The organism is Saccharothrix sp. BKS2, assembly GCF_047689505.1.
GTDB lineage: Bacteria > Actinomycetota > Actinomycetes > Mycobacteriales > Pseudonocardiaceae > Actinosynnema > Actinosynnema lopnurensis.
This window is the reverse complement of the sequence record NZ_JAUQOL010000003.1, coordinates 592,839-617,532: the sequence shown is the minus strand read 5'-3', so window position 1 is coordinate 617,532 and position 24,694 is coordinate 592,839. Positions and strand designations below refer to the sequence as shown.

Sequence of the window (24,694 nt, the reverse complement as noted above, 5' to 3'; positions counted from 1 at the left end):
TGGCCGGTCACGCCACGGTGACCGGCCAACCGCCGATCAGCGGCGCGTGCGAGATCGCCAGGTCCACCAGCTCCTGCCGCCGCTGCTCCGGCACGTTGGGCAGCTCCACCTTCAGCCGCGCGTCCACGTCGTACTTCTCCGCGCCCTCGTGCCGGAGCGACACCCCGGCGCTGACCACGCAGCCGGAGGTGTCGTCGCCGGCGGAGGACGCCATGAGCACGATGCTCTGGTGCAGGCAGGTGGCCAGCGCCGCCGCGTAGAGCTGCTCGGAGTTCCAGCCGCCGCCGGGGCCGCCCAGCTCGGTCGGCGCGGCCACGGGCAGGTCGGCCGAGTCGTCCACGCGGACCGAGCCCGCGTTGGACACGGCGGTGGTCGAGTAGAGGTTCGTCGCAGTCGTCACCGCCGCCGAGTACCCGGTCCCGGCCGAAAACCACGGGCCGATCCGTCATGCGAACGGCTGAAGCCGGCCCTACGGTGACGACGGCGGCCGCGATGGCCGCGAACGGAAGGTGACGGGCTGATGGCGAAGTTGGCGGCCGCGGCGGTGCCGGACGCGTTCGACGAGGCGGCGGCGGGCTACGACCTGCTGGTCGGCGCGAACCCCGACTACCACCGGGAGCTGCGCCGCTCGGCGACCGCGTTGCGCGTCCCCGGTGACGGCGCGGGACTGCGGCTGCTGGACCTGGGCTGCGGCACGGGCGCCTCGACCGCGGCGCTGCTGGCGGTCGCGCCGCGCGCGGAGATCGTCGCGGTCGACGCCTCGCGCGGGATGCTGGAGCGGGCCCGGCGCAAGTCCTGGCCGGCCAACGTGTCGTTCGTGCACGCCCGCGCCGAGGACCTGGCCGTGCACGGCCCGTTCGACGGGGTGTTCGCCGCCTACCTGGTGCGCAACCTGCCGGACCCGGACCCGGTGCTGACCGCCGTGCGCGGGCTGCTCAAGCCGGGGGCGCGGTTCGTGGCGCACGAGTACTCGGTGCGCGACTCGTGGGCGGCCACCGCGCTGTGGACGGCGGTGTGCTGGTCGGTGATCATCCCCAGCGGCGCCGCCGTCACCCGGTCGGCGAAGCTCTACACCTACCTGTGGCGCAGCGTGCTGGACTTCGACGGCGCGGGCGCGCTGCGGGACCGGTTGCGCCGCAACGGTTTCGTGCTCGTCCGGACGCTGCCCGCGGCGGGCTGGCAGCGGGGCGTCGTGCACACGTTCGTGGGCGAGGCGTGAGCGCGCCCGCCGGTCCGGCGGGCGCGCCCCGACCCGGTCAGCCCGGGAAGCGGCCCGTGGTGCGCAGCGCGTAGCGGCGCTCGGCGTAGGCCAGGTCGTCCTTCCACAACCGGGCCGCCGCCCACCTCATCAGCGGCCGGATGGCGGGTGCGACGGGCAGGGACTTCGCGAACCCCGGCCGGTCCGAGTAGGCGATGGTCGCCTCGACCACGGCGGTCCGGGCGGACCCGTCCGGCCCGGGGGCCAGCGGGGTGGCGTGGGTCTCCACCACGCTGCCCACGCCCTCGCCCTCCACGACGTGCATCACGACCGTGCGCGGCTCCGGGCAGGTGAAGGCGGCGACCACCGGCACGCCGACCCGCCCGACCAGCTTGAACGTCACCTCGACCAGGAACCGGTCCCGCTCCTCGGTCGGGGTCTCCAGCACCTTCAGGTTGGCGAACGAGTAGGGGTGGAACCAGGCCCCGTGCCACGGGTCGAGGCGGTTGGCCACCACGTCCTCCGGCTCGCACCGCCCGATCACGGTGGCCACCGCGTCCAGCGACGCCACCGGCGGGCGCTCCGGCAGCACGGGCGCGTCCAGCGGCTCCTCGCCGCCCACCTCGTCCAGCCGCACCCACACCAGCACGCCGTCGTCGTGCGCGGGGTAGGGGCTCCACGCGCCGGGGCGCCGCGGGCCCAGCACCAGGCCGTGCCACCGGCAGACCAGCTCACCCCGGTGCACCGCCCCGTCGCACAGCGGCGCGCCCAGGTGCGGGCACGAGCCCGGACCGGCCACCACGGTGGACCCCGAGCGCCACGCCACCACCTCGACGCCGGCGATCGTGCGGCCGAACGGCGCGGCCCCGGTGATCTCCCGGCTGGCGGCCAGCACGAACCAGTTGCCCGACGGCCGGGCCGAGGCGCGCTTCAGCGCGGCCCCGATCAGCGCGGGCTTGGCGTCCCGCCAGGTGGGTTCCTGCTCGGGCCACGGCTTGGCGGTGAACCGGCGCAACGGGGTGGGCATCTTCGCTACTCCTAGTGCAGTGCGGCGCGGGCGAGGGCGGGCAGCGCGATCACCAGCCGCCGCCCGTTGGACACGGTGACCCGCCGGGACAGCACGTCGTAGTCGGCGCGCTCGACGAGGTCGAGGATCCGCCCGTACAGGCGATAGGCGGTGGCCACGCACGGGCGCGACTCGGGCGCGAGCATCGGGATGCCCGGCGCGGCCTCGCGGTAGACCGACCGGACCCGCTCGACCTGGAACGCGAGGGCGCGCTTGACGCGGTCGTCGGCGCGCCCGGTGCGGCGGGCCCACAGCAGCAGCTCCCGGTCGACGTCGAACGCGGCCAGCTCCTCGGTCGGCAGGTACACCCGGCCCCGGTCCAGGTCCTCGCCGACGTCGCGCAGGAAGTTGGTCAGCTGGAACGCCACGCCCAGGGCCGCCGCGGCGGGCTCGGCCTCCTCGCGGGGCACGGACGTGCCCAGCACCGGCAGCACCTGGAGCCCGATCACCGCCGCCGACCCGTGCACGTAGCGGGCGAGGTCGGCGTAGGTCGGGTACGAGGTGACCGTCAGGTCCATCCGCATCGACGCCATGAAGTCCGCGAACAGCGACCGGTCGATCCCGTAGCGGTGCGCGGTGTCCACCACGGCGGCGATCACCGGGTGGTCGCTGCGGCCCGCGGCCAGCCCCTCGGCCAACCTGTCGTCCACAGTAGACAGCTGGGCGGCGCGCTCGGCGGGCGTCCGGCCGTCGTGCACCTCGTCCACCACGTCGTCGGCCCACCGGGCGAACCCGTAGAGGGCGTGGATCGCGGGGCGCCGGGCGCGCGGCAGGAGGCGCGTGGCCAGGTAGTAGGTGCGGCCGTGCTCGGCGTTCAGCTCACGGCAGCGCTGGTAGGCCGACCGCAGCACCGGGTCGGTGATGGCGGCGGCGTCGAGTTCGCGGTCGACCGACATGGGGGCAGGGAGTCCTTCCGCAGGTTTCGCTGCACCACGCTAGAACCCTGCGTGTCGCTCCGCACGACGGGTTGATCTGTCGTGCGGACCCAGGCCGGCGCTGTTTAGCTCGTGCCACCACGAGCAGCCGGGAGGCACGATGACGCTGGTTTCCAGGGCGCCCCGAGTCGAGGCGTCGGTGCTCGACGACGGGCTCGTGCCCCGGCTGCACCAGGAGCTGGAGGAGTTCCTCGCGCACGCGCCCGACACCGCGCCCGAGGTGGGCGGCGCGCTGGCCGACCTGGTGCTGGCCGGCGGCAAGCGGGTGCGGCCGACGTTCGCCTGGTGGGGCTGGCGCGCGGCGGGCGGCCCGGTGGAGGGCCCGGCGGCCGACGCCACCGTGCGGGCGCTGGTCGCCCTGGAGCTGCTCCAGGGTTGCGCGCTGGTGCACGACGACGTGATGGACCGCTCGGCCACCCGGCGGGGCAGGCCGACCGTGCACACCGCGTTCGCCGCCCGCCACCACCGGGGCCGCTGGGCGGGCGACTCCCGCCACTACGGCGACAGCGTGGCCGTCCTGGTCGGCGACCTGGCCCTGGCCTGGGCCGACGACGCGCTGGCCGGCGCCGGCCTCGACCCCGCCGCGCTGGCCCGCGCCCGGGAGCCGTGGCGGGCCATGCGCACCGAGATGATCGCCGGGCAGCACCTGGACCTGCTGGCGGGCGCCCGCCGCGAGGAGTCGCTGGAGAAGGCGCTGCGGGTGGCCCGGCTCAAAACCGCCGCCTACACCGTGGAGCGGCCGCTCCACCTCGGCGCGGCGCTGGCGGACGCGCGGCCGGAGCTCGTGGACGCCCTGCGGTCCTACGGCCGCGACGTCGGGGTGGCGTTCCAGCTGCGCGACGACCTGCTGGGTGTGTTCGGCGACACCGAGGTCACCGGCAAACCCGTCGGGGACGACCTGCGCGAGGGCAAGCGCACGGCGCTGATGGCGCTCGCGCTCGGCCTGGCCCGCACCGCCCACCGCCCGCATGCGGCGCGGCTGCTGCGGGACTGCCTGGAGGGCCACGGCGTCAGCGACCGGACCGTGACCGAGGTGGGTGAACTGCTGCGCGACCTGGGCGCCGTCGACGCGGTGGAGGAGCGGATCGGCTCGCTGGTGGAGCAGGCGCTGCGGACCGTCGACCTGGTGGAGCCGGCCGAGCCGGTGCGCCTGGCGCTGGGCGCGCTGGCCGCCAAGGCGACCGAGCGGCGGTGGTGACGGTGCGCGTCGTGCGGGGCAGGACGGACTCCGTCGTGGTGGTCGGCGCGGGGCTGGCGGGGTTGTCCGCCGCGCTGCACCTGCGGGGCGCGGGGCACGAGGTGACCGTGCTGGAGCGGCTGCCGCACCCCGGCGGGCTGGCGGGGCGGCTGGACGTGGGCGGGCACCTGGTCGACACCGGGCCGACCGTGCTGACCATGCCCGAGCTGGTGGACGAGGCGCTGGGCGCGGTGGGGGAGCGGCTGGCCGACCGGGTCGAGCTGCTCCCGCTGCACCCGGCCTACCGGGCGTGCTTCGCCGACGGCAGCGCGCTGGACGTGCACACCTCGGCCGAGGAGATGGAGCAGGCGGTCCGGGAGTTCGCGGGCGGGCGGGAGGCCGCCGGGTACCGGGAGCTGCGGGCGTGGCTGACCCGGTTGTACGAGGTGGAGCGGGACCGGTTCGTCGGCGCGAACTTCGACAGCCCGCTGGACCTGGTGGGGCGCGACCTGGTGGCGCTGGCGCGCCTGGGCGGGTTCGGGTCGCTGGACCGGGCGGTGGGCCGGTTCCTGCGCGACCCGCGCCTGCGGCGGGTGTTCACCTTCCAGGCCCTCTACGCGGGCGTCGCGCCGAAGCACGCCCTGGCGGCGTACGCGGTGATCGCCTACATGGACACCGTGGCCGGCGTGTGGTTCCCGCGCGGCGGGATGCGGGCGGTGCCGCAGGCGATGGCCGACGCCGCCGCCGACGCCGGGGTCCGGTTCGCCTACGGGTGCGAGGTGGAGTCGCTGGAGCTGCGCGGCGACCGGGCGCGGGCGGTGATCGCCTCCGGCGAGCGGTTCCCCTGCGACGCGGTCGTGCTGGCCGCCGGGCCCGCGCAGACGACCCGGCTGCTGCGCCGGGTACCGCGCCGCCCGGTGCCGGTGCGCTGGTCGCCGTCGGCCGTGGTGGTGCACCTGAGCGGGCCGCGCGTCGAGGGGCACGCGCACCACACGATCTCCTTCGGCGACGCCTGGGACCGCACGTTCGACGAGATCGTGGACCGGGGCGAGCTGATGACCGACCCGTCCCTGCTGCTCACCACGCCCACGGTGACCGACCCGGGGCTGGCCCCGGCGGACCGGCACCTGCACTACCTGCTGGCGCCGTGCCCGAACCTGGACGCGGGGCCGCTGGACTGGGCGGACCTGGGCGGGGACTACGCCGACCGGCTCGTGGACGAGCTGGCGCACCGCAAGCTGATCTCCTCGCCGGACGAGGTGACGCGGCTGTCGCTGAGCACGCCGGACGACTGGGCCCGCGCGGGGCAGGCGGCGGGGACCCCGTTCTCGGCCGCGCACACCTTCGCCCAGACCGGCCCGTTCCGGCCCCGGAACCTGCCCTCCCGCGACGGCAACGTGGTGCTGGCGGGCAGCGGCACCACGCCGGGTGTCGGGATCCCGCCGGTGCTGATCTCGGGCCGGCTGGCCGCCGAACGCCTCCGGTGACGGCCGGCTCGTCAGGGTTCGCCCTGCTCAGGGCCCGTCCACGGCCAGCTTGCGCGCCAGGAACCCGGTCCACGCCAGGGCCGCCGCGGTCACACCCAGCACGCCCGCCGCGCCGAGCCCGGCCGCGACCGCGCCGACCGCCGCCGGGATGACCACCTGGCCCGCGCGGTTCCCGGTGAGCCGCAGCGACATCGCGCGGCCCCGTGCGCCGGGCGGGGCGGACTCGGCCAGCCACGACATGGTCAGCGGCTGGCCCACCCCCAGCCCGAGCCCGGCGACCACGACCGCGACCACCAGCGCCCACGGCGGCACGGGCGCGGCGCACGCGGCCAGCCCCAGGGCCGCGAGCGCGATGCTGCCCACCAGCAACCGCCTGCGCCCCAGGGCCGCGCTCAACCGCCCCAGCAGCAGCCGCGACACCATCGACGCCGCCGCGCGCAACGCCAGCAGCGCGCTCACCAACCCGGCGGACAGGTCCCGGTCCGCGCCCAGCGCCGGCAGGTAGACCAGGGTGATGTCCACCCCGGCGATCACCACGCAGCTCGTCGTCAGCGCCCGCACCAGGCCGGGCAGGCGCAGCAGCGCCCCCAGCCCGCCCGCCTCCGCGGCGGCCCGCCCGTGCCCCGCGCCCCGGCCGGGCAGCGGCAGCACGCAGCCGACCAGCAGCACGCTCACCGCGCACGCGCCGAGGAAGACCGGCCCGGTGTCGGGGATCGACCCGCCGCCGCCCAGCAGCGGGATCAGCAGCGGCCCCAGCAGCTGCCCGAGCGAGGCCGCGAACGTGTAGTAGCCGAACGCGGAGTCCAGCCGCCCGCCGGGCGCGGCCGCGTTCGCCACCAGCGCCTGCTGACCGACCACGGCGCACAGGTGGGCGGTGCCCAGCAGCACGCTGCCCGCCAGCAGCCCGGCCGGCGAGTCGCCGAGCAGCACGAACACCGCGCCCGCGCCGGTCATCAGCACGCTGCCGACCAGCAGCACCCGGCGTTCCCCGACCCGGTCGACCACGTGCCCGGCGGGCAGCGCCAGCACCAGCGGCACCAGCGCGAAGGACGCCGACAGCGCGCCCAGCCACGAGGCGGGCACCTCCAGCTCCAGCGCCCGGTAGGACGCCGCCGGCCGCAGCACGAACGTCACCACCTGGGTGAGCACCGAGTGCGCGAACAGCGCGACCAGCGCCGGGCACCTCACCGCGACAGCCGCCGCGCGGCCAGCGCGCCGAGGCTCGTCTCCACGTGCGCGAGCATCAGCGCCGCCGCCGCGTCCCCGTCTCCGGTGACGACGAGGTCGAGCAGCGTCGCGTGCTCGTGGTCCTTCCGCGCGCGCTCGGCGTCGTCCCGACCGGTCTCCAGCGCCAGGCGGCGGTAGCGGTCGGTCTTGTCCCACAGCCCGTCCAGCGCCTCGACCAGCGGGGTGTTGTGCGAGGCCCGGTACAGCGCGGCGTGGAACCGCCGGTGCGCCAGCAGCTCGTCGTACGCGGGGTTCGACGGCAGCGCGTGCAGGCCGACGGCCGCCTCCCGCATCGCCCGCACGTCCTCGTCGGTGCGCCGCCGCGCCGCCAGCCCCACCGCCAGCGGGTCGAGCGCGCGCCGCACCTCCAGCAGGTCCCGCGCCTCCTCGGCGCGCAGCTCGGTGACCCGGGCGTCCCGGTGCGCCCCCAGCTCGACCAGCCCCTCCGCGCCGAGCCGCTTGAGCGCCTCGCGCAGCGGGGTGGTGCTCAGGCCCATCTCCTCGGCCAGCGCCCCCTGGTTGATCACCGCCCCCGGCGCCAGCACACCGGTCAGCACCCGGCGCCGCACCTCGTGGTAGGCGAACTCGGCCTTGGTCTGGAACACGCCGACCCCTTTCAGGCTATAGCCTATAACCTACTGGGCCGTAGCCAACGGGAGAAAGGGCCTGAGGTCGCGCTCACAGACCGTCGAGGAACTCCAGCAGCGCCCGGTTCACGTCGTCGGCGCGCTCCTGCTGCGTCCAGTGCCCGCACCCGGCCAGGTCGTGGACGCCGCGCAGGTTCGGCAGCGTCCCCGGCAGCAGCTCGAAGAGGTTCGGCGGGGAGAAGCCGCGCACCAGGTCCCGGTCACCGGTCACGAACAGCGCGGGCGGGGTGATCACGGCGTCCTGCCAGGGTGCGGTGAGCTCCCAGTTGCGGTCGATGTTGCGGTACCAGTTCAGGCCGCCGGTGAAGCCGGTGCGGTCGAACTGCTCCACGAACGCGTCGACGTCGGCCTCGGTGAGCCAGGCGGGCAGCTCCTCCGGGTCGGGGAAGGCGCCGAGGAAGCCCTCGCCGCGCGAGGACGGCGGCACGGCGTCGCCGGACAGGCCGACCAGCGTCCGGCGGAACGCCGCGCGCGGGTCGCGGCCCAGCTCGGCGTCCGCCACGCCCGGCTGCTGGAAGTACAGCTGGTAGAAGTCGTCGCCGAAGCGCTGCCGGGCCGCCACCAGGGGCGGCACGGACCCGCGCGGCATCGGCGGGACGCTCAGGCCGGCCACGCCGCGCACCAGGTCGGGCCGCACCTGCGCGGTGTGCCAGGCGACCGGCGCGCCCCAGTCGTGCCCGACGACCACGGCTTCGCGCTCGCCCAGCGCCGCGATGAGCCCCACCACGTCGCCGACGAGGTGCAGGATCGTGTAGGCGTCCACGTCGTCGGGCCGGTCGGTGCCGCCGTAGCCGCGCTGGTCCGGCGCGACCACCCGGTACCCGGCCGCGGCCAGCGGCCCGAACTGGTGGCGCCAGGAGTACCAGCTCTCCGGGAACCCGTGCAGCAGCAGGACCAGCGGTCCCTCGCCCTCCTCGGCGACGTGCATCGTGATGCCGTTGACGGGCAGTTCGCGGTGCTGCGGCACGTGGTCCCCCTTCGTCCTGGCGCGGCACCGGCAGCCTATCGCCGGGAGGGGTTCGGTGGGCCGGACCCGGGCCGGCCCACCGAACCCCGCTCACCGGGGCGTCGGCGGTTCGGGCGTGGGCGGCAACGGCGGTTCGGTGCCCGGACCGGGCTCCGGTCGGGGGTGGTCGGGGATCGGCTCGGGCACCGGCATCGGCGGCGGCCCGGGTGGTTCCGGATGGACCATGACAACCTCCTTCGTCGCGGGACTACCCACCCGGACGACCACCCAGACGTCCACCGGGACGCGGCATCGGGGTGAAGAACCCGCCACCGACGGGTGACCCCCGTCCCCCGGACGGGAACGGCCCACTACCGTCGTCGGGGGAGGGGACATGCGGAGCAGCGCGGAACCGGGCACGGTCCTCGACCACCGCCCCCTGCCCCGGTCCCTGTGGCCCGACTCCGCCGCCGAGGCGTTCCACCTCGTCTACCAGGGCCTGGGCTACGACGGCTCCGGGCGCGCGGTCAGCGGCTCGCTCTTCCTGCCGGACCGACCCGCACCGCCCGGCGGCCTGCCGGTCGTCAGCTACGCCCACGGCACCACCGGGCTCGCGGACCACTGCGCACCCTCCACCACCGGCCTGACCCGGCTCGAACGGGAGCACGTGGCCCGCTGGCTCGCCGCCGGCTACGCGGTCGCCGCCACCGACTACGAGGGCCTGGCCACCCCGGGCCCGCACCCGTACTTCAACGGCGAGGCCGTGGCCGACGACGTGGTGGACATCGTGCGCGCGGCCCGCCTGCTCCACCCCGACGTCGGCCGCACCTGGCTCGTCACCGGCTTCTCCCAGGGCGGCCACGCGGCCCTGTTCACCGGTCTGATCGCCGCGACCCACGCCCCGGAGCTCGACTTCCGCGGCACCCTCGCCCTCGCCCCGCCGGTCCACCTGCCGCTGCTGGTCGACCTGGTCACCGCCGACGGCGCGGGGCGGCTGTCCGTGCTGCTGCCCTTCCTGCTCGCGGGCCTGCGCACCTCCCACCCCGGCTTCGACGCCCGCGCCCTGCTCACCGACGCGGGCGGCAGGCTGCTCGACGTGGCCGAGACCGCGACCCTGGTCGACATGTTCCGCGCCGTCGGCCGCCTCACCAACGACGAGACCGGCGTCACCGACCTGCCCACCCGCCCCGGCGTCGCCCCGGTCCTGCGCGCCTGCCGCGTGCCCGTCACGCGGATGGACCGCCCGGTCCTGGTGTCGGCCGGCGGCGCGGACGAGATCGTGCCCCTGGCCGTGGTGGAGCGGTTCGTGGCCGACCTGGCGGGCACCGGCACGCCCGTCCGCTTCGACCGCCACGAGGGCGCCACCCACGCGGACGTCCTGGCGGCGGGCCACGACCGGCTCATCGGCTGGGCCGACGAGCTGGTGGCGGGCGAGGTCGCCCCGCCGGACTTCGACCCGCTCGACGTCGACGGCGACGGCTGCCTGACCCGGGACGACTTCGACGTCTTCGCCCTGCGCCTGGCCCAGGGCGCGGGCGAACCGCCGGGCTCACCCCGGGCCAGGGCGATCCGCCACGACTACCGCGCCCTGTGGCACCGGCTCGCCGAGCGGGCCGACACCGACGTGGACGGCCGGGTCAGCCGCGAGGAGTTCCAGCGCCTGCTCGCGGACGACCCCGCCGCCCTCGCGGACCTCCACGACCTCGGCGGGGTGTCCCCGGGGGTCAGTCCCCGAGCGCGTAGAAGTGCACCGGTGAGTTCGGGGTGAAGCCGATCCGCAGGTACACGGGCGCCCCGGCGGCGGTCGCGTGCAGGGTGGCGCGGGTCAGCCCGGTGGCCCGGCCGCCCTCGTGCAGCGCCTTGCGCGTCGCCGCCTCGCCGTAGCCCTTGCGCCGGTGGTCCGGGTCGGTGGCGACGAGCGCGACGAAGAGGCGGCCCGCGACCTCGACGCTCGCCGCGCACGTCACCGGAACGCCCTCCCGCAGGCCCAGGTAGGCGTGCACCCCGGTCTTCCACAGCGCGGAGCCGGCGATCCCGTCGCGACCGTCCTCCGGCGCGAACCCGTAGGCGCGCGAGTTGAGGTCCGCGTAGGCCAGCAGCTGCTCGTCGGTGGTCACGCGGACGAAGGTCAGGTCGGGGTGCTCCGGGTCGGGCACCGGCAGCAGGTCCCCGGCCATCCCGGAGCCGGAGAAGGCGCGCCGGAGACCCGCCCGCTCGGCCGCCTCGTCCAGCGCGGCGCGCGCCCCGTCGTCCAGCAGGTCCTCGAACAGCCACAGGAAACCGGGGTGCCGCTTGGTGCGCATGACCTCCGCCACCTGCTCCAGGCGCCGGCCGACGAGCTCCGCGCCCGCGCCGACCTCGGTCAGCGTGACGCAGTTCCAGAACGCGAACCGGCAGTCGGCCCAGCGCACGGCGATCCCCGGGAGGTCCCGCACGTCGGCGCCCGGGTCCCGGTCGAGGACCAGGCCCCGCCAGGCCGCGGTGAGCTGCTCCACCGATTCCACCGCGTCCCCACGCTCGGGCATCAAGGCTCCTCGTCGCTCCGGTCGATCACCGAGGCGCAGAGCCTAGCGAGCGGGACCGCGCCCGGTGATCACCGGTGCCCGGCCTCGACCCGCTCCGGCGCGTGCTCCGGGCGCACCACCACCGTGCGGGTCCCCGCCACCCGTTCGTGCCAGCCCAGCTGGTCGCGCCGGAACACCGGCACCACGAAGATCCCCACCAGCACCACCGCGAGCACCACGAGGTCGAGCCCGAACTCCCACCACTGGTCCGACCGCGGCGACACCACCACCGCGTAGGCGAACAGCCCGGTCACGCCCAGCAGCTCGCGCAGCGCGATCCGCCACGCCCCGGCCCGCTCGCCGTCCGGCCGGCGCGTGCGGTACCGCATCAGCCACCCGCCGAACGTCCAGCCGCCGCTCACCGCGGGCACCACCACCCGCAGCAGCACCAGCAGCGCCAGCGCCCACTCCAGCTCGGGCAGCAGCAGCCGGGACACCAGCACCACCACCAGCAGGTCCGCCACCAACCCGCCCAGGCGGCGCGGCACGCCCACCGTGCCGGGCGGGGCGGTGACCTCCTCCTGGGCCCGCACGGTCGGCACCACGAGCGCCGCGGGCGCGACCATCCACCCCAGCAGCGCGCCGCCGGTGTTGGAGATCAGGTCGTCCAGGTCCGCGATCCGGTACGGGCACGGGTACAACCCGAGGTTCCCGGTGTACTGCACGACCTCCACCGCCAGCGAGACGCCCAGGCCGATGCACACCACCGCGAGCGGCCCCCGCCGGTAAGCCTTGCGCAGCACCACGCCCAGCGGCACGAACAGCGCGACGTTGAACGCCTGCTGGAGGAACGCCTGCGAGGTCACCATCGCCTGGATGCCCGACCGGCCGGTGGCCGCCATGTTGTGGCGCATGTCGGTGACCCACTGGAACGGCGTCGTGGACAGCATGGTCTCGCCGCGGCACACCGAGTCCCGGTCCGGGAACGGCAGGAAGATCAGCGCCAGCGCCACGAGCCCGTAGGCCAGCAGGCCGTAGAGCACCAGCGCCCGCCGCGGCTCCACCCGCCCGAACCGCCAGTAGTGCAGCGCGATCAGGGGCAGCAGCAGCAGCGCGCCGACGCCGACGAAGGTGAGGAACCCGGTGCGCGCGGGCTCCAGGTACGAACTCAGCATGTCCACCGCTCCACCCAGGGATCCGCGACGAGATGATCCCTCCTTATCCAGCGGGCGCGGGAACCAAACCCGTCAACGCTTCAGGTTCGGCAGCACCTCCGCGCCGAACAGCCGGATCGCGTCGAGCACGGCCCCGTGGGGCAGGCCGCCGATGTCGATCATCACCAGCTGGGCGTCCAGCCCGAGCAGCCCGGTCAGCGCGTTGAGCCGCTCGGTCACCTCGGCCGGGTCGCCGCACACCGCCGCGCCGTCCATCAACGCGTCCACGTCCACGCCGCCGTCGCCCCGCCACCGGTCGGCGAAGTGCGCGTAGGCGGTCAGGTGCGGCCGCCACCGCGCCCGCGCCCCGGCGGCGGTGGGCGCCACGAACACGTGGCTGGGCAGCGCCACCCGGCCGCCGCCGGACATGGCACCCCGGTAGCGCTCGACCACCGACCGGTGCGTGCTCGGGTCGCGCAGGGTGCTCGGCAGCATCAGCGGCAGGTCCAGCTCGACCGCGAGGTCCGCGGACACCGCCGAGCCGCTGCCGATCCACACCGGCGGTCGGGGCCGCTGCACCGGCCGCGGGGTCGTGGTCACGTCCACCAGCGGGCTGCGGTACCTGCCCTCCCAGGTCACGTGCGGCTCCTCCAGCAGCCGCAGCAGCAACCGCAGGTTCTCGTCGAACCGCTCCCGCAGGTCGTCCTGCACGCCGAACGCGGCGTCGGTGCGCTGCGACACGCCCCGCGCCACGATCAGCTCCGCCCGGCCCCGCGACAGCACGTCCAGCGTGGCCAGCTCCTCGGCCACCCGCACCGGGTCGTGGTGGGCCAGCAGGGTCACCCCGGTGGACAGCCGGAGCGTGGACGTGCGCGCCGCGATCGTGGCCAGCAGCAGTTCCGGCGCCGAGACGATGTAGCGGGTGAAGTGGTGCTCGCCGATCGCCACCCCGGTGAAGCCCGCCTCCTCGGCGACCACGGCCTGCTCCACGATCGCGCGCAGCCGGTCGGCCTCGGTCACCGCGTGCCCGGAGTCCGGGTTGGGCAGGTGGTCGCCGAGGATCAGCAGGTAGACGTCCATGTGAACAATCTTGCACGGCACGCGCGGGGGTCGGCCGCACCACCTGGGCGGCAGTAAGTTACCGGGAAGTAGGATCACGGGGTGGACTGGACCCAACCCGGTGCCTTCGAGGTCGCGCCCGGCGTGCACCGCATCCCGCTGCCGCTGCCCGGCGACGGCCTGCACACCGTCAACGCCTACGCGGTCCGGGACGGCGACGGGGTGGTCCTGATCGACCCCGGCTGGTCGCTCGACGCCGGTTCCACCGCCCTGGAACGGGCGCTGGGCGCCCTCGGGCACGGCTTCGAGGACGTCCGCCGGTTCCTGGTCACCCACGCCCACCGCGACCACTACACGATGGCCGTCGCCCTGCGCCGACGCTTCGGCACGAAGGTCGCGCTCGGGCTCGGGGAGCAGCCGTCGCTGGCCCGGATCACCGCCCGCTCGACCAGCCAGGTGCGCAGCCTGCGCGAGTGGGGCGCGCCGCACCTGGCCGAGCACTGGCGGACCGTGCTGTCCGCCCTCGGGGACGACGCGGCGCGCGACTACGAGGACCCCGACGAGTGGCTGGAGGAGGGCGACCTGGAGCTGGACGAGCGCGTGCTGCGCGTCCTGCCCACCCCCGGCCACACCCGCGGGCACGTGGTGTTCGTCGACGCCGAGGCCCAGCTGCTGTTCGCGGGCGACCACGTGCTGCCGCACATCACGCCGTCCATCGGCTTCGAAGCGGCCCGGCCCGCGCTGCCCCTCGGCGACTACCTGGACTCGCTGCGCCTGGTCCGGTCCTGCCCCGACCTGCGGCTGCTGCCCGCCCACGGCCCCGTCACCGGGTCCAGCCACGCCAGGGTCGACGAGCTGCTGGCCCACCACGAGGACCGGCTGGCGGCCACCCTGGAGGCCGTCCGCGCGGGCACCGGCACGGCCTTCGCGACCGCGGGCCGGCTCGGCTGGACCCGCCGCGGCCGGTCGTTCGCCGAGCTGGACCCGTTCAACCAGGTGCTGGCGGTCGGGGAGACCTCCGCCCACCTGGACCTGCTGGTCAGGCGCGGCCTGGTGCGCGCGACCGAGCGGGACGGCGTGGTCGGCTACGAGGCCGGCTGACGCGCGAAGTGCTCGGCGAGCACGGGGCGAGCACCTCCGCCGGACCCGGGCCCACCCGGGTGAACCCGATCCGCGTGCCGCCCGCCGAGACCACCGAACCCGATGACCCCCCTCGGGCGCCCTAGCGGGGCAGCTTCACCACGGTCACGAAGAAGTCGTCGATCTGCCGCACGACCTCGATGAACCGGTCGAAGTCGACCGGCTTGGTGACGTAGGCGTTGGCGTGCAGGTTGTAGCTGCGCAGGATGTCCTCCTCCGCCTCCGAGGTGGTCAGCACCACCACCGGGATCGTGCGCAGCGACGCGTCGGCCTTGATGTCCGCCAGCACCTCGCGCCCGTCCCGCTTCGGCAGGTTCAGGTCCAGCAGGATCAGGCCCGGCCGGGGCGCGTCGGCGTACTGGCCCTCGCGCCGCAGGAACTCCAGCGCCTCGATGCCGTCGCGGACCACGTGCAGCTGGTTGCGGATCTTGTGGTGCTCGAACGCCTCCTGCGTCATGAGGGCGTCACCCGGGTCGTCCTCGACCAGCAGCACGTCGATCACGTTCAGCGGGTTGCTCATTGCTCGTCGTCCTCTACTGCCGGGAGGGTGAACCTGAAGGTGGTGCCGGTGTCCTCGGTGGTGTCCAGCCAGATCGTGCCGCCGTGGTACTCGATGATCTTCCGGCACATCGCCAGGCCGATGCCGGTGCCGGGGTAGTCGTCCTTGTGGTGCAGGCGTTGGAAGATCACGAAGATGCGTTCAGCGTACTCGGTGTCGATGCCGATGCCGTTGTCCTTCACGGTGAACGTCCAGAGGTCACCGGTCCGCTCGGCGGTGATCGACACGTGGGGCGGCTCCTCGCCGCGGAACTTGAGCGCGTTGCTGACCAGGTTGCCGAACACACCGCCCAGCAGGGACTCCTCGCCGAGCACCGTCGGCAGCTCGCCCGCCTCCACCGTCGCGCCGGTGCGCTCGATGACCTCGGAGTAGCTGTCCATCACCTGCTCCACCAGCACGTCGCAGTCCACCAGGGTCTGCTCGCGGGTGATCCGCCCGACCCGGGAGAACGCCAGCAGGTCGTTGATCAGCACCTGCATCCGCTTCGCGCCGTCCACCGCGAACCGCAGGTACTGCTCGCCGCGGTCGTCGAGCTGACCGGAGTAGCGGCGCTCCAGCAGCTGGCAGAAGCTCGCCACCTTGCGCAGCGGCTCCTGGAGGTCGTGCGAGGCGACGTAGGCGAACTGCTCCAGCTCCGAGTTCGACCGCTGGAGGTCCTTGACGTCGGAGAGGATGCGCGAGCGCATGGCCTCCACGTCCTGGCCGAGCATCACGACCTCGCGCGGCCCGCCCGCCCGCACCTCGTGGGCGAAGTCGCCGGTGGACACCTGCCGCACGTCGGCCGCCAGGCCGGACAGCGGCGCGATCAGGATCCGGTACAGCACCACCGCGATCCCGCTGATGATCACCACCAGCAGCGCGCCCAGGCCGACGAGCAGCCACACCACGTCCCGCGCGACGTCGTCCAGGTCCGTGCGCGCCGCGGCGGCGTCACCGTCGAGCTGCCCGACCAGGCTGTTGATGGCCGTCCGCAGCTGGTCGAACAGCTCCTTGCCCAGCAGGGACCCGGCGGGCTGCGCCTCCGGACTGCCGGACGAGTCGACCGAGGCGATCAGCGGCCGGGCGTACTCCGACCGCCACCGCTCCGACAGCAGGGTCAGGGCGTCGATCTCGTCGGCCAGGTCGGGGCGCATCGGCACGACCAGCCGCCTGGTGTCCTCGACCGCGTTCCACTCGTCCGCCAGGCCGGCCTCGTAGGGCTCCAGGAAGGCCCGGTTCGCGCTGAGCAGGTACCCGCGCACGCCGGTTTCCTGGTTGATCACCGCGGTGTCGATGCCCAGCACCGCGTCGCGGGCCGGCGCGATCCGGTCGAGCAGCGTGTGGCGGGCGTCGGACAGGGTCGACAGGGCGATCGCCAGGCTGGCGATCGCCACCGCGCTGACGGTGAAGAGGAGCGCCACGGCGGCGACGAGCAGCCTGGCCGCGGGCCAGCGGGTGCGGTAGTCCATCAGTCCTGTTCCGAGATCAGCATGACGGCCATGTCGTCGTCGAGTTCCCCGCCGTTGAGCTCCTTGACCCTGGAGATGAGGGTGTCGAGCAGCACGTCCGGGTCCTGGACCCGGCGGATGTCGCCGCCGGTGACCTGCCCGATCAGCTCGATCAGCCGTTCCGAGCCGAGCCGCTCGACGTCGCCGACCACCCGGCCCTCGACCAGGCCGTCGGTGTAGAGCAGCATCGACCAGCCCTGCGGCAGCGGGACGTCCAGGCCGCTCCACGTGCTGTCCGGCAGCACGCCGAGCGGCAGGCCCGCCCGGTCCCGGGGCAGCTCCACCACGCGGTCGCCGACCAGCAGCATCGGCTCGGGGTGGCCGGCCAGGTAGACCCGCGCCCACCGGCGGTCGGGGGAGATGGTCACCATGCACGCGGTGGTGAACAGGCCCGGCTGGTGGCGCTCGTGCTCCAGGATCTCGTGCAGCGTGCGCAGCACCCGCGACGGCTCCTGGTCGGCCAGCACCAGCGCCCGCCACGCGATGCGCAGGAACACGCCCAGCGCGGCCTCGTCCGGGCCGTGCCCGCACACGTCGCCGATGATCACCTGGAGCGTGCCGTCCGGCCTGCTGACCGCGTCGAAGAAGTCGCCGCCCAGCAGCATCCGGCTGCCGCCGGGCCGGTAGCGGAACTTCACGTCGGGCGCGTCGGGGTGCAGGATGAACGAGGGCAGCAGACCGCGCTCCAGGCGCGTCTTCTCCGCCGCGAGCAGCTGTTCGTCGCGCAGCTGCCGCTGGGTCTCCTCGGCGTGCTTGCGGCCGACCGCGTAGCGGATGCCGCGGGCCAGGCCCAGCCCGTCGACCTGGCCCTTGACCAGGTAGTCCTCCGCGCCCGCGGCCACCGCGCGGGTGCCGTGGTGCTCGTCGTTCAGGCCGGTGAGGACGATGATCGCGACCGGGGCGGGGTGCGCGAGCAGCCGGGTCAGCCCGTCCAGCCCGGTGGTGTCGGGCAGGCCGAGGTCGAGCAGCACGCAGTCGACCTTCGCCAGCAGCACCTCGGCCTCGCGCAGGGTCCGCGCGCGGTGCAGCTCGACGTCGGCGTCCACCTCGTCCAGGAGGGCTTCGACCAGCACGGCATCGCCCTCGTCGTCCTCGACGAGCAGCACGCTGATGCGGTCCACCGCGGTGCGCGGTGCGGGGAGCCCTGCCACGGGGGAGGAGATTAGTCGAACTGGATCAGGGTCGGGTGACGCGGTGCGGCGGGTCGCCGGAACGGGGACGACGACCATGACCGAAGATCCCCCCCGTGACGTTCTACCGGATGGCGGCGATGACCGCCCGGCTGCCCCGCCGAGGCCGGGGTTTCTGGTACTCGGTGGCCATCGACCTGCTGTGGCCGCTGGTCGTGCTGTTCGTGCGGATGCGGATGGGCGGCCGGGCCAACATCCCCCGGCGGGGGCCCGTGCTGCTCGCCTCCAACCACCTGTCGTTCGCCGACCCGGTGACGCTGACCGCGTTCGCGCTGGTGTCCGGTCGGGTGCCGCGGTACTTCGCGAAGGCGAGCCTGTGGCGGGCGCCGGTCCTCGGGTGGGTGATGTCCTCCGGGCGGCACATCCCCGTCGACCGGGGCACGGCCCGCGCCGGGCACGCGCTGGACGCCGCGCGGACGTCCCTGGAGGAGGGGGAGTGCGTGATCGTCTACCCCGAGGGGACGTTCACCTCCGACCCGGACGGGTGGCCGATGCGGGGCAAGAACGGCGTGGCGCGGGTCGCGCTGACCACCCGGACGCCCGTGGTGCCGGTGGCGCAGTGGGGCACGCGGGAACTGCTGCCGCCCGGCCGGTTCCTGCCCCGCCCGTGGCGGCGGGTGTCGGTGGTGGCGGGCGCGGAGGTCGACCTGTCCGACCTGTACGGGCTGGAGCCGACCAAGGTCGTGCTGGACGAGGCCACCGCGCGGATCATGGGCGCGATCACCGGGCTGCTGACCGGTATCCGGGAGCTGCCGGGCCCCGGGACCCGGTGAGCGGGGGTCAGGGTCGGGGTTCGCGCCTGCGGCCCGAGCGCTCCCAGTTGAGGTACTGACCCGCGACGGTGGACACGCTGGTGAGCAGCCACACCGCCACGCCCGCGTCGTCGGTGACGCCGATCAGCGGCAGCAGCTCGGGCAGCACGTCGATCGGCGAGACGAGGTAGACCAGCGCGAACGCCCAGGTGGCCAGGGTGGTGCCGGGCAGCCCGTACGCCTTGCGCTCCCGGATGAGGCGGGGCAGGGCGCGGGCGCGCTGGAGGACGTTGCCGACCGGCCGGGGTTCGCCGTCGCGCTCCCACCTGCGGCGGCGGCGGACGGACCACAGCACGCCGGCGCCCACGCCCAGCGCGAGCAGGCCGAGTCCGGCGACCACCGGGGGTAGCCCGAGCAGGTCGGCGTCACGCCACAGCAGGGTGCCCGCGCCCAGCAGGGTGAGCACGACGGCTACGAGGATCACGCCCCCATGGTAGGCGGCGCGCCGGGAACTTCCGGTCCCTTCCCGCCCCGACGCCGACGGCGGTCACCCCACCGCCGGACCCTTTCGACCGGAAGGGGCCCGCCGCGTGCGCGACGGGCCCCCGGTCGGGCGTCTCGGTTCAGATGCCGCAGGAGGGGGCCGACCAGAAGCGGCTGCCCCGGTGGTCGACGTGGGTGTGGTCGTTGTGGCCCGGGTAGCCGGGGCCGAGGATGCCGTTGAAGCCGTGGTTGCGGGCCTGCTGCGCCAGTCGGCACAGCGAGTGCGGGCTCACCCCGAGGTCCACCGCGTCACCGTAGAGGTGCCGGGAGTCCGAGGCTCCGCCCGCCGCGTTGTTGCACGCCACGCTGCGGAAACCGCTGGTGACGCGGATCGACTGGTCGCCCAGCGCGTGCCGCATGGCCTGGAGCTTCCACATCGACACCAGCGCGTTGAACCGGGCCGTGGCCGCCGACACCCGGCCGCCCGACCAGTCGGAGTTGCAGTTGTTCAGCTCGGCGTAGGAGAAGTTGACCGGGGTGCAGTCGTCGTCCTGGAGGGCGTAGATGCGCGAGTAGGTCGCGCTGCCCGCCACGCCGTCCGCCCCCAGGCCGTACGCCTGCTGGAAGCGGACCAGCGCGGACCTCGTCGCGGGGCCGAACTGGCCGTCGATGCCGAGCACCGCGCCGGAGCCGGGGTAACCGGCCAGGCGGATCTGCAACTGCCGGACGTCCTCACCGGACGCGCCCTGGGAGAGGGTTCGGTTCCACGTGTAGCAGCCGTCGGCTTGCGCCGTGCCGCCGCCGAGCACGAGCACGGCGGCGACCAGCGCCAACGAGGCGAGGTAGGACAGGAGTCGGGGCACGAGGACCTCCAGACCGTTGAGGTGCAGGGGACCTGGAGCCTGGCGGATGTTGAAAACTTAAGTCAATCTGTCCTCGATGTCCGAAGTTTTCACACATGAGAAATAGTTTGTGAACAGAAGGATCTTCCCGGCGGGCGTCACGCGGGCACGCTCCAGGCCGGCGAGACGTCGTTGTACCCCGCCCAGTGGCGCACGTCGAACCTGCCCGGCCCGGTCCGCCCGCCCAGCGCGATCCCCCGGTCCCGCACCGCGCGCACGGTCCCCGCCGCCTGCCGGTCCAGCAGTCCGTCGATCTCGCCGTCGCCCAGCCCGTCGATCTCCTCCCAGAAGGTCAGCACCCGGTTCACGTACAGCGCCACCAGGTGGTCCCGGGCCGCCTCGAACCGACCGCCCGCCACCGCCGCCAGCGCGTCGGCCAGCACGTGCGGCCAGTGCTCCCCGGTCATCCGCAGCCCCCACGGCGCGGGACCCGCCGCGGCGGCCGACGGGAACAGCCGCCGCACGTCGCCCCGGTGCGCCTCCAGGTACCGCGCCACGCACTCCGCCACCCGCGACACCACCGCCGGGTCCTGCGGCGCCGACGCGCCGTCCACCGCGGCCCGCGCCGCCGGGGCGGTCGGACCGGGGGAGCGCACCGCGTCGGTCCGCAGCACGACGTGGAACAGCGAGTCCAGCACCTGCTGCGGCAACCGCAGGATCTTCGGGAACGGCGAGTTGTGCAGCTTGCGGCCCAGCGGCACCTCCACCACGCGCAGGTGCTCGCGCAGCGCGTTCGCGGTCAGCCACACGTCGATGCCGTACAGGTACGCGCTGTCCGGCCGGGGCCAGGTGCGCGCCCGTTCCAGGAACGCCCGGTTGAACGCGAACTCGCCGCCGATGGGCTGCTGCACGTGCACCCCGAACACGGCCGCCAGCAGCGGGCTGGCCAGGTGGTTGGTCGTGTTGGCCTCGAACCGGTTGCGCCGGTAGGAGGGCACGGCGAGCGTCGGCTCGTCGTGGTCCACCGCGTCGGCCAGGGCCGAGATCCACCGGGGTTCGGTGGACCGCACGTCCGCGTCGAGCAGGAGCAGTCGGTCCGCGTCGAGGTCGAGCGCCCGCTCCACGATCGCGAACACGTTCGTGCCCTTGCCGGTGCCCTCGCCGCCGGAGCGCGCCACCACCTTGCGGCTGCGCAGCGGTGTCTCGGTGAAGCGCCGAACCGTGTCGTCGGTGCTGCCGTTCTCGGCCAGCACCACCACGTTCGCGCCCCCGGGAAAAGCGAGGTGCAGGCCGGCGTCGGCGGCCGTGGCCACCGCGCCGACCGTGCGCGCCTCGTCGCGGGCCGGGATCCCGACGACGGTGACTCCACTCCGGTTCGCCATGGGAGGGAATGCTTGGTGGCCGGCGTTACGGCGACACGGCATCGAGGTAACAGATGTCCGGACACCGGGGTGCGATCCGGTCCGAACCGGCCGTCGGCGTGCGAAACCCCCTCTTCGGGTGTCACCCCGGGGAACCGGGGTGGTGTTCGGTCGGGCCTTGGTCGACCGGTCCGGTGGTCTACTCCCCGCTCCTCAGCGGGGTCGGGCGCGTGGTCCGGTGCGGGCCAGCGGCCTGCCGCCATACCCGCGCGTGCGCACCACGGGCGCGTGCGCGGGCACCGGCAGCGGCTGCGACTCCTGCTGCTGCCGGGGGACCTGCGCGTCGAACCGCGCCGGCTCGTAGGGCCGGCCCGGCTCGTGGGGCCGGGCCCACGCCGCCGGTGCGGCCCGCTCCGGCTCGCGACCGCGGTCCGCCAGGCGCTCGGGCGGGGCCAGGTGCTGCGGACCGCCGCGCGGCGGTCCGCCCTCGGCCACCCGGTTCTGCCGCCACAGCTCCGTGGACAGCTTGATCATCGCGGTGGGCGCGTCCAGGCCGACCATCCCCACCAGGCGGCCGTCCTGGACGAAGCCGGTGATGGTCCGGTGGTCCTTCTGGGACCCGGCCAGCGTCGTGGTGTCCTTGCCGAGCGCGGGGATGCCCGACCCCTGGATGCGCATCCCGTACTGCTCGGTCCAGAACCGGGGGACAGGGGTGAACGGCCGCGAGTTCTCCCTGCCCGCCAACAGGTTCTCCGCGGCCGCCCGCCCCATCTCCACCGCGTTGAGCCAGTGCTCGACCCGACGCGGTTGTCCACCGAACCGGAGGTTGGGCCACCGCGCGACGTCACCCGCGGCCACGACGTCGGTCGCGCCGACCACGTGGCACGTGGGGTCGCACAGCACCCCGTCCTCCAGCACCAGACCCGACCCGCGCAACCAGTGGATCGACGGGGAGGCGCCCACCGCGATCACCACGACCGCGGCGAAGAACACCTGCCCGTCGGACAGGTGGATCGCCACCCCGCCCGCCTGGCGCACCCAGTGCCGGATCTTCACGCCCATCGCCATCCGCACGCCCCGCACCCGGTGCGCTTCGGTGACCGTCTCGGCGATGTTCTTGCCGACCGCGCTGCCCAGCAGCGTGGACGACCTGCTCACGATGGCGACGTCACGGCCCATCGCCTTCACCGACGCGGCCATCTCGCACCCGATCAGGCCGCCGCCGATCACCACGACCAGCCCCTGCGTGGAGTTGATCGCCCGCTTGATCGCGACGGCGTCGTCCACGGTGCGCAGCACGTGGATGCGCGGGTCCTGCCGCGGCGCGCCCGCGAGGTGGCGCGGCTCGACCCCGGTCGCGATGACCAGCCCGTCGTACTTCAGCTCCTCACCGCCGGGCAGCCCGACCACGTGCCGGTCGGGCTCCAGGTGGGTCGCGGACGTGCCCAGCCGCCAGATCGCGTTCAGCTCGCGGCTGATGGTCAGCCGCAGGTCCGACGCCGTCAGCTCGCCGTTGATGGCCTCCTTGGACAGCGCGGGCCGGTGGTAGGGCAGGTGCCGCTCCGCGCTCACGATCACGATCTCGCCGCGGAAGCCCAGCTCCCGCAACCGCTCGCCCGCGCGCAGGCCGGCCAGCCCGCCGCCCGCGATGACCACCCGTTCCTCGTTCTTCACCGCACACGCTCCCGCAGCTCGATCGCGCGCATCGGGCACGCGCGGGCGGCGGCCCGCGCCTTGGCGAACTGCTCGGGCGGCGGCCTGCGCTCGTAGCGCAGGCGCTCGTCGTCGACCAGCTGGAACAGCCCCGGCGCCTCGGCCTGGCAGATGCCGTAGCGGTGGCAGCGCTCGTTGTCCACGCTGATGTCGAGCGCGCTGCCGCCCGCGCCGTCGGGCTCGGGCTCGAACCCGGGCTCCGGCTCCAGCATCCCCAGCTTCACCAGCACGTCCGGCGGCAGGAAGCGGGCGATGGCGATGGTCGCGGTCGGGACGAGGACGGTGAGACCGGCCAGCCACAGCACGGAGAACGTGCCGTTGGCGATCGCGCCGAACCAGGAGTGGACCACCCCGAGCGCGACCGCGGCGTAGGCCAGCTGGTGCCCGCGCAGCCACTTCCGGTAGTAGATCTTCTTGCGCAGGCCCGCGGTGAACGCGATGGCCAGCATCAGCTCCAGCGCCGCGATGCCCAGGGCGTGCCGGAGCGGGCCGCCGTCGGCGAAGGGCACCACGAGCCGGAGGTACGAGAACGCGCCGAGCCGCAGCAGGGTGAACGCGAACGCGTGGAGCGAGGCGAAGGCCAGGGCCAGCGTCGCCAGCACCATGTGGCTGTTGCGCAGGCCCTGCCTACCGGTGATCTTGTTGGCCCAGCCGGTCGCGATCAGCACGCCCCAGCACAGGGTGGCGCACATGAACACGTAGGCCAGGCGCGCCGAGATCTGGGCGACGTGGCGCACACCGGCGTCGTGGTCGCCGCCGGTCGCCTGGGCGACCAGCAGCGGAACCTGGGAGAGCACGGGACTTACCTCCGAGATGGCGGGGGAGGACTCTCAGGCGGTGGGGCTGCGACCCGTCCGGCCGCCGTGCAGGAGTGGTCACGGCGGCCGGGCGGGTCGAGGGGTTCGGTAGGTCTCCGGAACGGTTCGAGCCGTGGTGTCCGTCCGTCCGGCCACCACCTCCTTTCACCTGACGTCGCCGCGGGGCCGCAGCAGGCGCAGGACGCCGATCGTCACCACCACGCCTGCCAGGCAGATGAGGAGCACGACGAGGGGACTGGGGTTGTTCGTGGGGACCACCTGCGCGGCGCGCACCGGGTCCGCGGCGGACGCCGCCTGGTTCACCTGGTTCACCGCGCCCGCTGCCACCGGTTTGGACAGTCCCGTGTCGGTGACCATGTTCGTGCTCTCCAGCAGCGTCATGTGCTTGAGCACGATCTGGTTGCAGATCTGGGCGAACTGCCGGATGGCCTCGTTGCGGGTGTTCGCCCGGACCGTGCCGATGACCGGGAAGATCGAGCCGTGGGCGGCGCGCAGCCGGTTGGCGAACGAGTCGTCGAACGCGGCGCCGGTGCGCGAGCGCATCTCCGCCATCCACGACTGCTGGTCGGCGTTGGCCTCGGCGGGCAGCTCCACCCCCATCTGGGACGCCAGCCGCACCACCCGCTCGTCGAGGAACTCGTGGTCGCTCGCCAGCTGCTGCCCGACGTCCTTGACCCGCCGGCTGGCGGCGCGGGTCTGCGCCTCCTCGCCCATGGGCATCTCCCACAGGCCCGCCAGCCGCACCTTGACCAGCAGGTCCTCGTCCAGCGCGGTGATCGGGCCGAGCGGGGTCTGCTGGACCGGGCCCGCGTCGGCCGGGTCGTCCGCGTGCGCGACACCGGTCGAACCGGACAGGAGCAGCAGGTGCAGGGCCAGCGCGAACGCCGCGAAACGCTTGGCTGACATGGGTCTTCTCGTCCTGGTCGCCGTGGTGGTGGTCGGGGTGGTC

General features: G+C 74.5%; 24 protein-coding genes. 6 read left to right on the top strand and 18 right to left on the bottom strand.

All coding sequences use genetic code 11. The features are described from left to right. Window positions 1-7 precede the first annotated feature (7 nt). A complete protein-coding gene (locus tag Q5530_RS08330) occupies window positions 8-400 on the bottom strand; it encodes an OsmC family protein (protein ID WP_380640124.1) in 393 nt (130 codons plus the stop codon). 120 nt (window positions 401-520) lie between these two features. On the opposite strand from Q5530_RS08330, the gene Q5530_RS08325 reads away from it, so the two are divergent. Then, complete coding sequence (locus Q5530_RS08325) at window positions 521-1,219, top strand: class I SAM-dependent methyltransferase (RefSeq protein ID WP_415361654.1); 699 nt, start codon at window positions 521-523, stop codon at window positions 1,217-1,219. A gap of 37 nt (window positions 1,220-1,256) precedes the next feature. On the opposite strand, the gene Q5530_RS08320 is transcribed toward Q5530_RS08325, so the two are convergent. Then, window positions 1,257-2,225: a DUF5914 domain-containing protein gene (locus tag Q5530_RS08320; RefSeq protein WP_415361653.1), complete on the bottom strand. Its 969-nt coding sequence runs from the start codon at window positions 2,223-2,225 to the stop codon at window positions 1,257-1,259. Between the two features lie 11 nt (window positions 2,226-2,236). Continuing rightward, window positions 2,237-3,160, bottom strand: a complete 924-nt coding sequence (locus tag Q5530_RS08315; RefSeq protein WP_415361652.1) for a phytoene/squalene synthase family protein — start codon at window positions 3,158-3,160, stop codon at window positions 2,237-2,239. A 139-nt stretch (window positions 3,161-3,299) separates the two neighbouring features. Between Q5530_RS08315 and Q5530_RS08310 the strand changes: the two genes are divergently transcribed. Both Q5530_RS08310 and crtI read left to right on the top strand, forming a co-directional pair. Beyond that, the gene (locus tag Q5530_RS08310; protein ID WP_415361651.1) at window positions 3,300-4,397 is read left to right on the top strand and encodes a polyprenyl synthetase family protein; all 1,098 of its coding nucleotides are present in this window, start codon (window positions 3,300-3,302) and stop codon (window positions 4,395-4,397) included. A 2-nt stretch (window positions 4,398-4,399) separates the two neighbouring features. After that, a complete protein-coding gene (gene crtI, locus Q5530_RS08305) occupies window positions 4,400-5,863 on the top strand; it encodes a phytoene desaturase family protein (protein ID WP_415361650.1) in 1,464 nt (487 codons plus the stop codon). 27 nt (window positions 5,864-5,890) lie between these two features. Here crtI and Q5530_RS08300 read toward each other — a convergent pair whose 3' ends face one another. The 3 genes from Q5530_RS08300 to Q5530_RS08290 all read right to left on the bottom strand — a co-directional run bounded on the left by Q5530_RS08300 (window position 5,891) and on the right by Q5530_RS08290 (window position 8,704). After that, window positions 5,891-7,051: an MFS transporter gene (locus tag Q5530_RS08300; RefSeq protein WP_415361649.1), complete on the bottom strand. Its 1,161-nt coding sequence runs from the start codon at window positions 7,049-7,051 to the stop codon at window positions 5,891-5,893. Then, window positions 7,048-7,695, bottom strand: a complete 648-nt coding sequence (locus Q5530_RS08295) for a GntR family transcriptional regulator (protein ID WP_415361648.1) — start codon at window positions 7,693-7,695, stop codon at window positions 7,048-7,050. Before Q5530_RS08295 ends, Q5530_RS08300 begins: the two co-directional genes overlap by 4 nt. A gap of 73 nt (window positions 7,696-7,768) precedes the next feature. After that, complete coding sequence (locus tag Q5530_RS08290; protein ID WP_415361647.1) at window positions 7,769-8,704, bottom strand: alpha/beta fold hydrolase; 936 nt, start codon at window positions 8,702-8,704, stop codon at window positions 7,769-7,771. A 373-nt stretch (window positions 8,705-9,077) separates the two neighbouring features. Here Q5530_RS08290 and Q5530_RS08285 point away from each other — a divergent pair, with 373 nt between their 5' ends. Further along, entirely contained in the window at window positions 9,078-10,451 is a 1,374-nt protein-coding gene (locus Q5530_RS08285) for a lipase family protein (protein WP_415361646.1), read from the top strand. On the opposite strand, the gene Q5530_RS08280 is transcribed toward Q5530_RS08285, so the two are convergent. The 3 genes from Q5530_RS08280 to Q5530_RS08270 form a co-directional block, all read right to left on the bottom strand. Beyond that, window positions 10,408-11,208: a GNAT family N-acetyltransferase gene (locus tag Q5530_RS08280; protein WP_415361645.1), complete on the bottom strand. Its 801-nt coding sequence runs from the start codon at window positions 11,206-11,208 to the stop codon at window positions 10,408-10,410. The two genes, Q5530_RS08285 and Q5530_RS08280, sit on opposite strands and share 44 nt — an antisense overlap. Window positions 11,209-11,276: 68 nt before the next feature. After that, a complete protein-coding gene (locus Q5530_RS08275) occupies window positions 11,277-12,362 on the bottom strand; it encodes a VanZ family protein (RefSeq protein WP_415361644.1) in 1,086 nt (361 codons plus the stop codon). Between the two features lie 72 nt (window positions 12,363-12,434). Beyond that, the gene (locus Q5530_RS08270) at window positions 12,435-13,421 is read right to left on the bottom strand and encodes an LLM class flavin-dependent oxidoreductase (protein WP_415361643.1); all 987 of its coding nucleotides are present in this window, start codon (window positions 13,419-13,421) and stop codon (window positions 12,435-12,437) included. Window positions 13,422-13,502: 81 nt separating this feature from the next. Between Q5530_RS08270 and Q5530_RS08265 the strand changes: the two genes are divergently transcribed. Beyond that, complete coding sequence (locus tag Q5530_RS08265; protein ID WP_415361642.1) at window positions 13,503-14,501, top strand: MBL fold metallo-hydrolase; 999 nt, start codon at window positions 13,503-13,505, stop codon at window positions 14,499-14,501. Window positions 14,502-14,622: 121 nt separating this feature from the next. Here the strand turns inward: Q5530_RS08265 and Q5530_RS08260 are convergent, their stop codons facing one another. The 3 genes from Q5530_RS08260 to Q5530_RS08250 are packed head-to-tail and all read right to left on the bottom strand — an operon-like array spanning window position 14,623 to window position 17,737. Continuing rightward, entirely contained in the window at window positions 14,623-15,060 is a 438-nt protein-coding gene (locus Q5530_RS08260; RefSeq protein ID WP_344043134.1) for a response regulator, read from the bottom strand. After that, window positions 15,057-16,547 carry a sensor histidine kinase gene (locus Q5530_RS08255; RefSeq protein WP_415361641.1) on the bottom strand — a complete coding sequence of 497 codons (1,491 nt, stop codon included), beginning with the start codon at window positions 16,545-16,547 and terminating at the stop codon, window positions 15,057-15,059. Before Q5530_RS08255 ends, Q5530_RS08260 begins: the two co-directional genes overlap by 4 nt. Then, the gene (locus Q5530_RS08250) at window positions 16,547-17,737 is read right to left on the bottom strand and encodes a PP2C family protein-serine/threonine phosphatase (RefSeq protein WP_415361640.1); all 1,191 of its coding nucleotides are present in this window, start codon (window positions 17,735-17,737) and stop codon (window positions 16,547-16,549) included. The genes Q5530_RS08255 and Q5530_RS08250 overlap by 1 nt, the downstream gene beginning before the upstream one ends. 110 nt (window positions 17,738-17,847) lie before the next feature. Here Q5530_RS08250 and Q5530_RS08245 point away from each other — a divergent pair, with 110 nt between their 5' ends. Continuing rightward, window positions 17,848-18,549, top strand: a complete 702-nt coding sequence (locus Q5530_RS08245) for a lysophospholipid acyltransferase family protein (RefSeq protein ID WP_415361687.1) — start codon at window positions 17,848-17,850, stop codon at window positions 18,547-18,549. A gap of 7 nt (window positions 18,550-18,556) precedes the next feature. Here Q5530_RS08245 and Q5530_RS08240 read toward each other — a convergent pair whose 3' ends face one another. The 6 genes from Q5530_RS08240 to Q5530_RS08215 form a co-directional block, all read right to left on the bottom strand. Further along, window positions 18,557-19,012, bottom strand: coding sequence for a YkvA family protein (locus Q5530_RS08240; RefSeq protein ID WP_415361639.1), 456 nt, complete (start codon window positions 19,010-19,012; stop codon window positions 18,557-18,559). A 139-nt stretch (window positions 19,013-19,151) separates the two neighbouring features. Further along, window positions 19,152-19,844, bottom strand: coding sequence for a D-Ala-D-Ala carboxypeptidase family metallohydrolase (locus Q5530_RS08235; protein ID WP_415361686.1), 693 nt, complete (start codon window positions 19,842-19,844; stop codon window positions 19,152-19,154). 167 nt (window positions 19,845-20,011) lie between these two features. Beyond that, a complete protein-coding gene (locus Q5530_RS08230) occupies window positions 20,012-21,235 on the bottom strand; it encodes a family 2 glycosyl transferase (protein WP_415361638.1) in 1,224 nt (407 codons plus the stop codon). A gap of 192 nt (window positions 21,236-21,427) precedes the next feature. Beyond that, window positions 21,428-22,888, bottom strand: a complete 1,461-nt coding sequence (locus tag Q5530_RS08225) for an NAD(P)/FAD-dependent oxidoreductase (protein ID WP_415361637.1) — start codon at window positions 22,886-22,888, stop codon at window positions 21,428-21,430. After that, window positions 22,885-23,724: a ferredoxin gene (locus tag Q5530_RS08220; RefSeq protein ID WP_380640082.1), complete on the bottom strand. Its 840-nt coding sequence runs from the start codon at window positions 23,722-23,724 to the stop codon at window positions 22,885-22,887. The genes Q5530_RS08225 and Q5530_RS08220 overlap by 4 nt, the downstream gene beginning before the upstream one ends. A gap of 165 nt (window positions 23,725-23,889) precedes the next feature. Continuing rightward, a complete protein-coding gene (locus Q5530_RS08215) occupies window positions 23,890-24,651 on the bottom strand; it encodes a DUF4142 domain-containing protein (protein ID WP_415361636.1) in 762 nt (253 codons plus the stop codon). Between the last annotated feature and the right edge of the window lie 43 nt (window positions 24,652-24,694).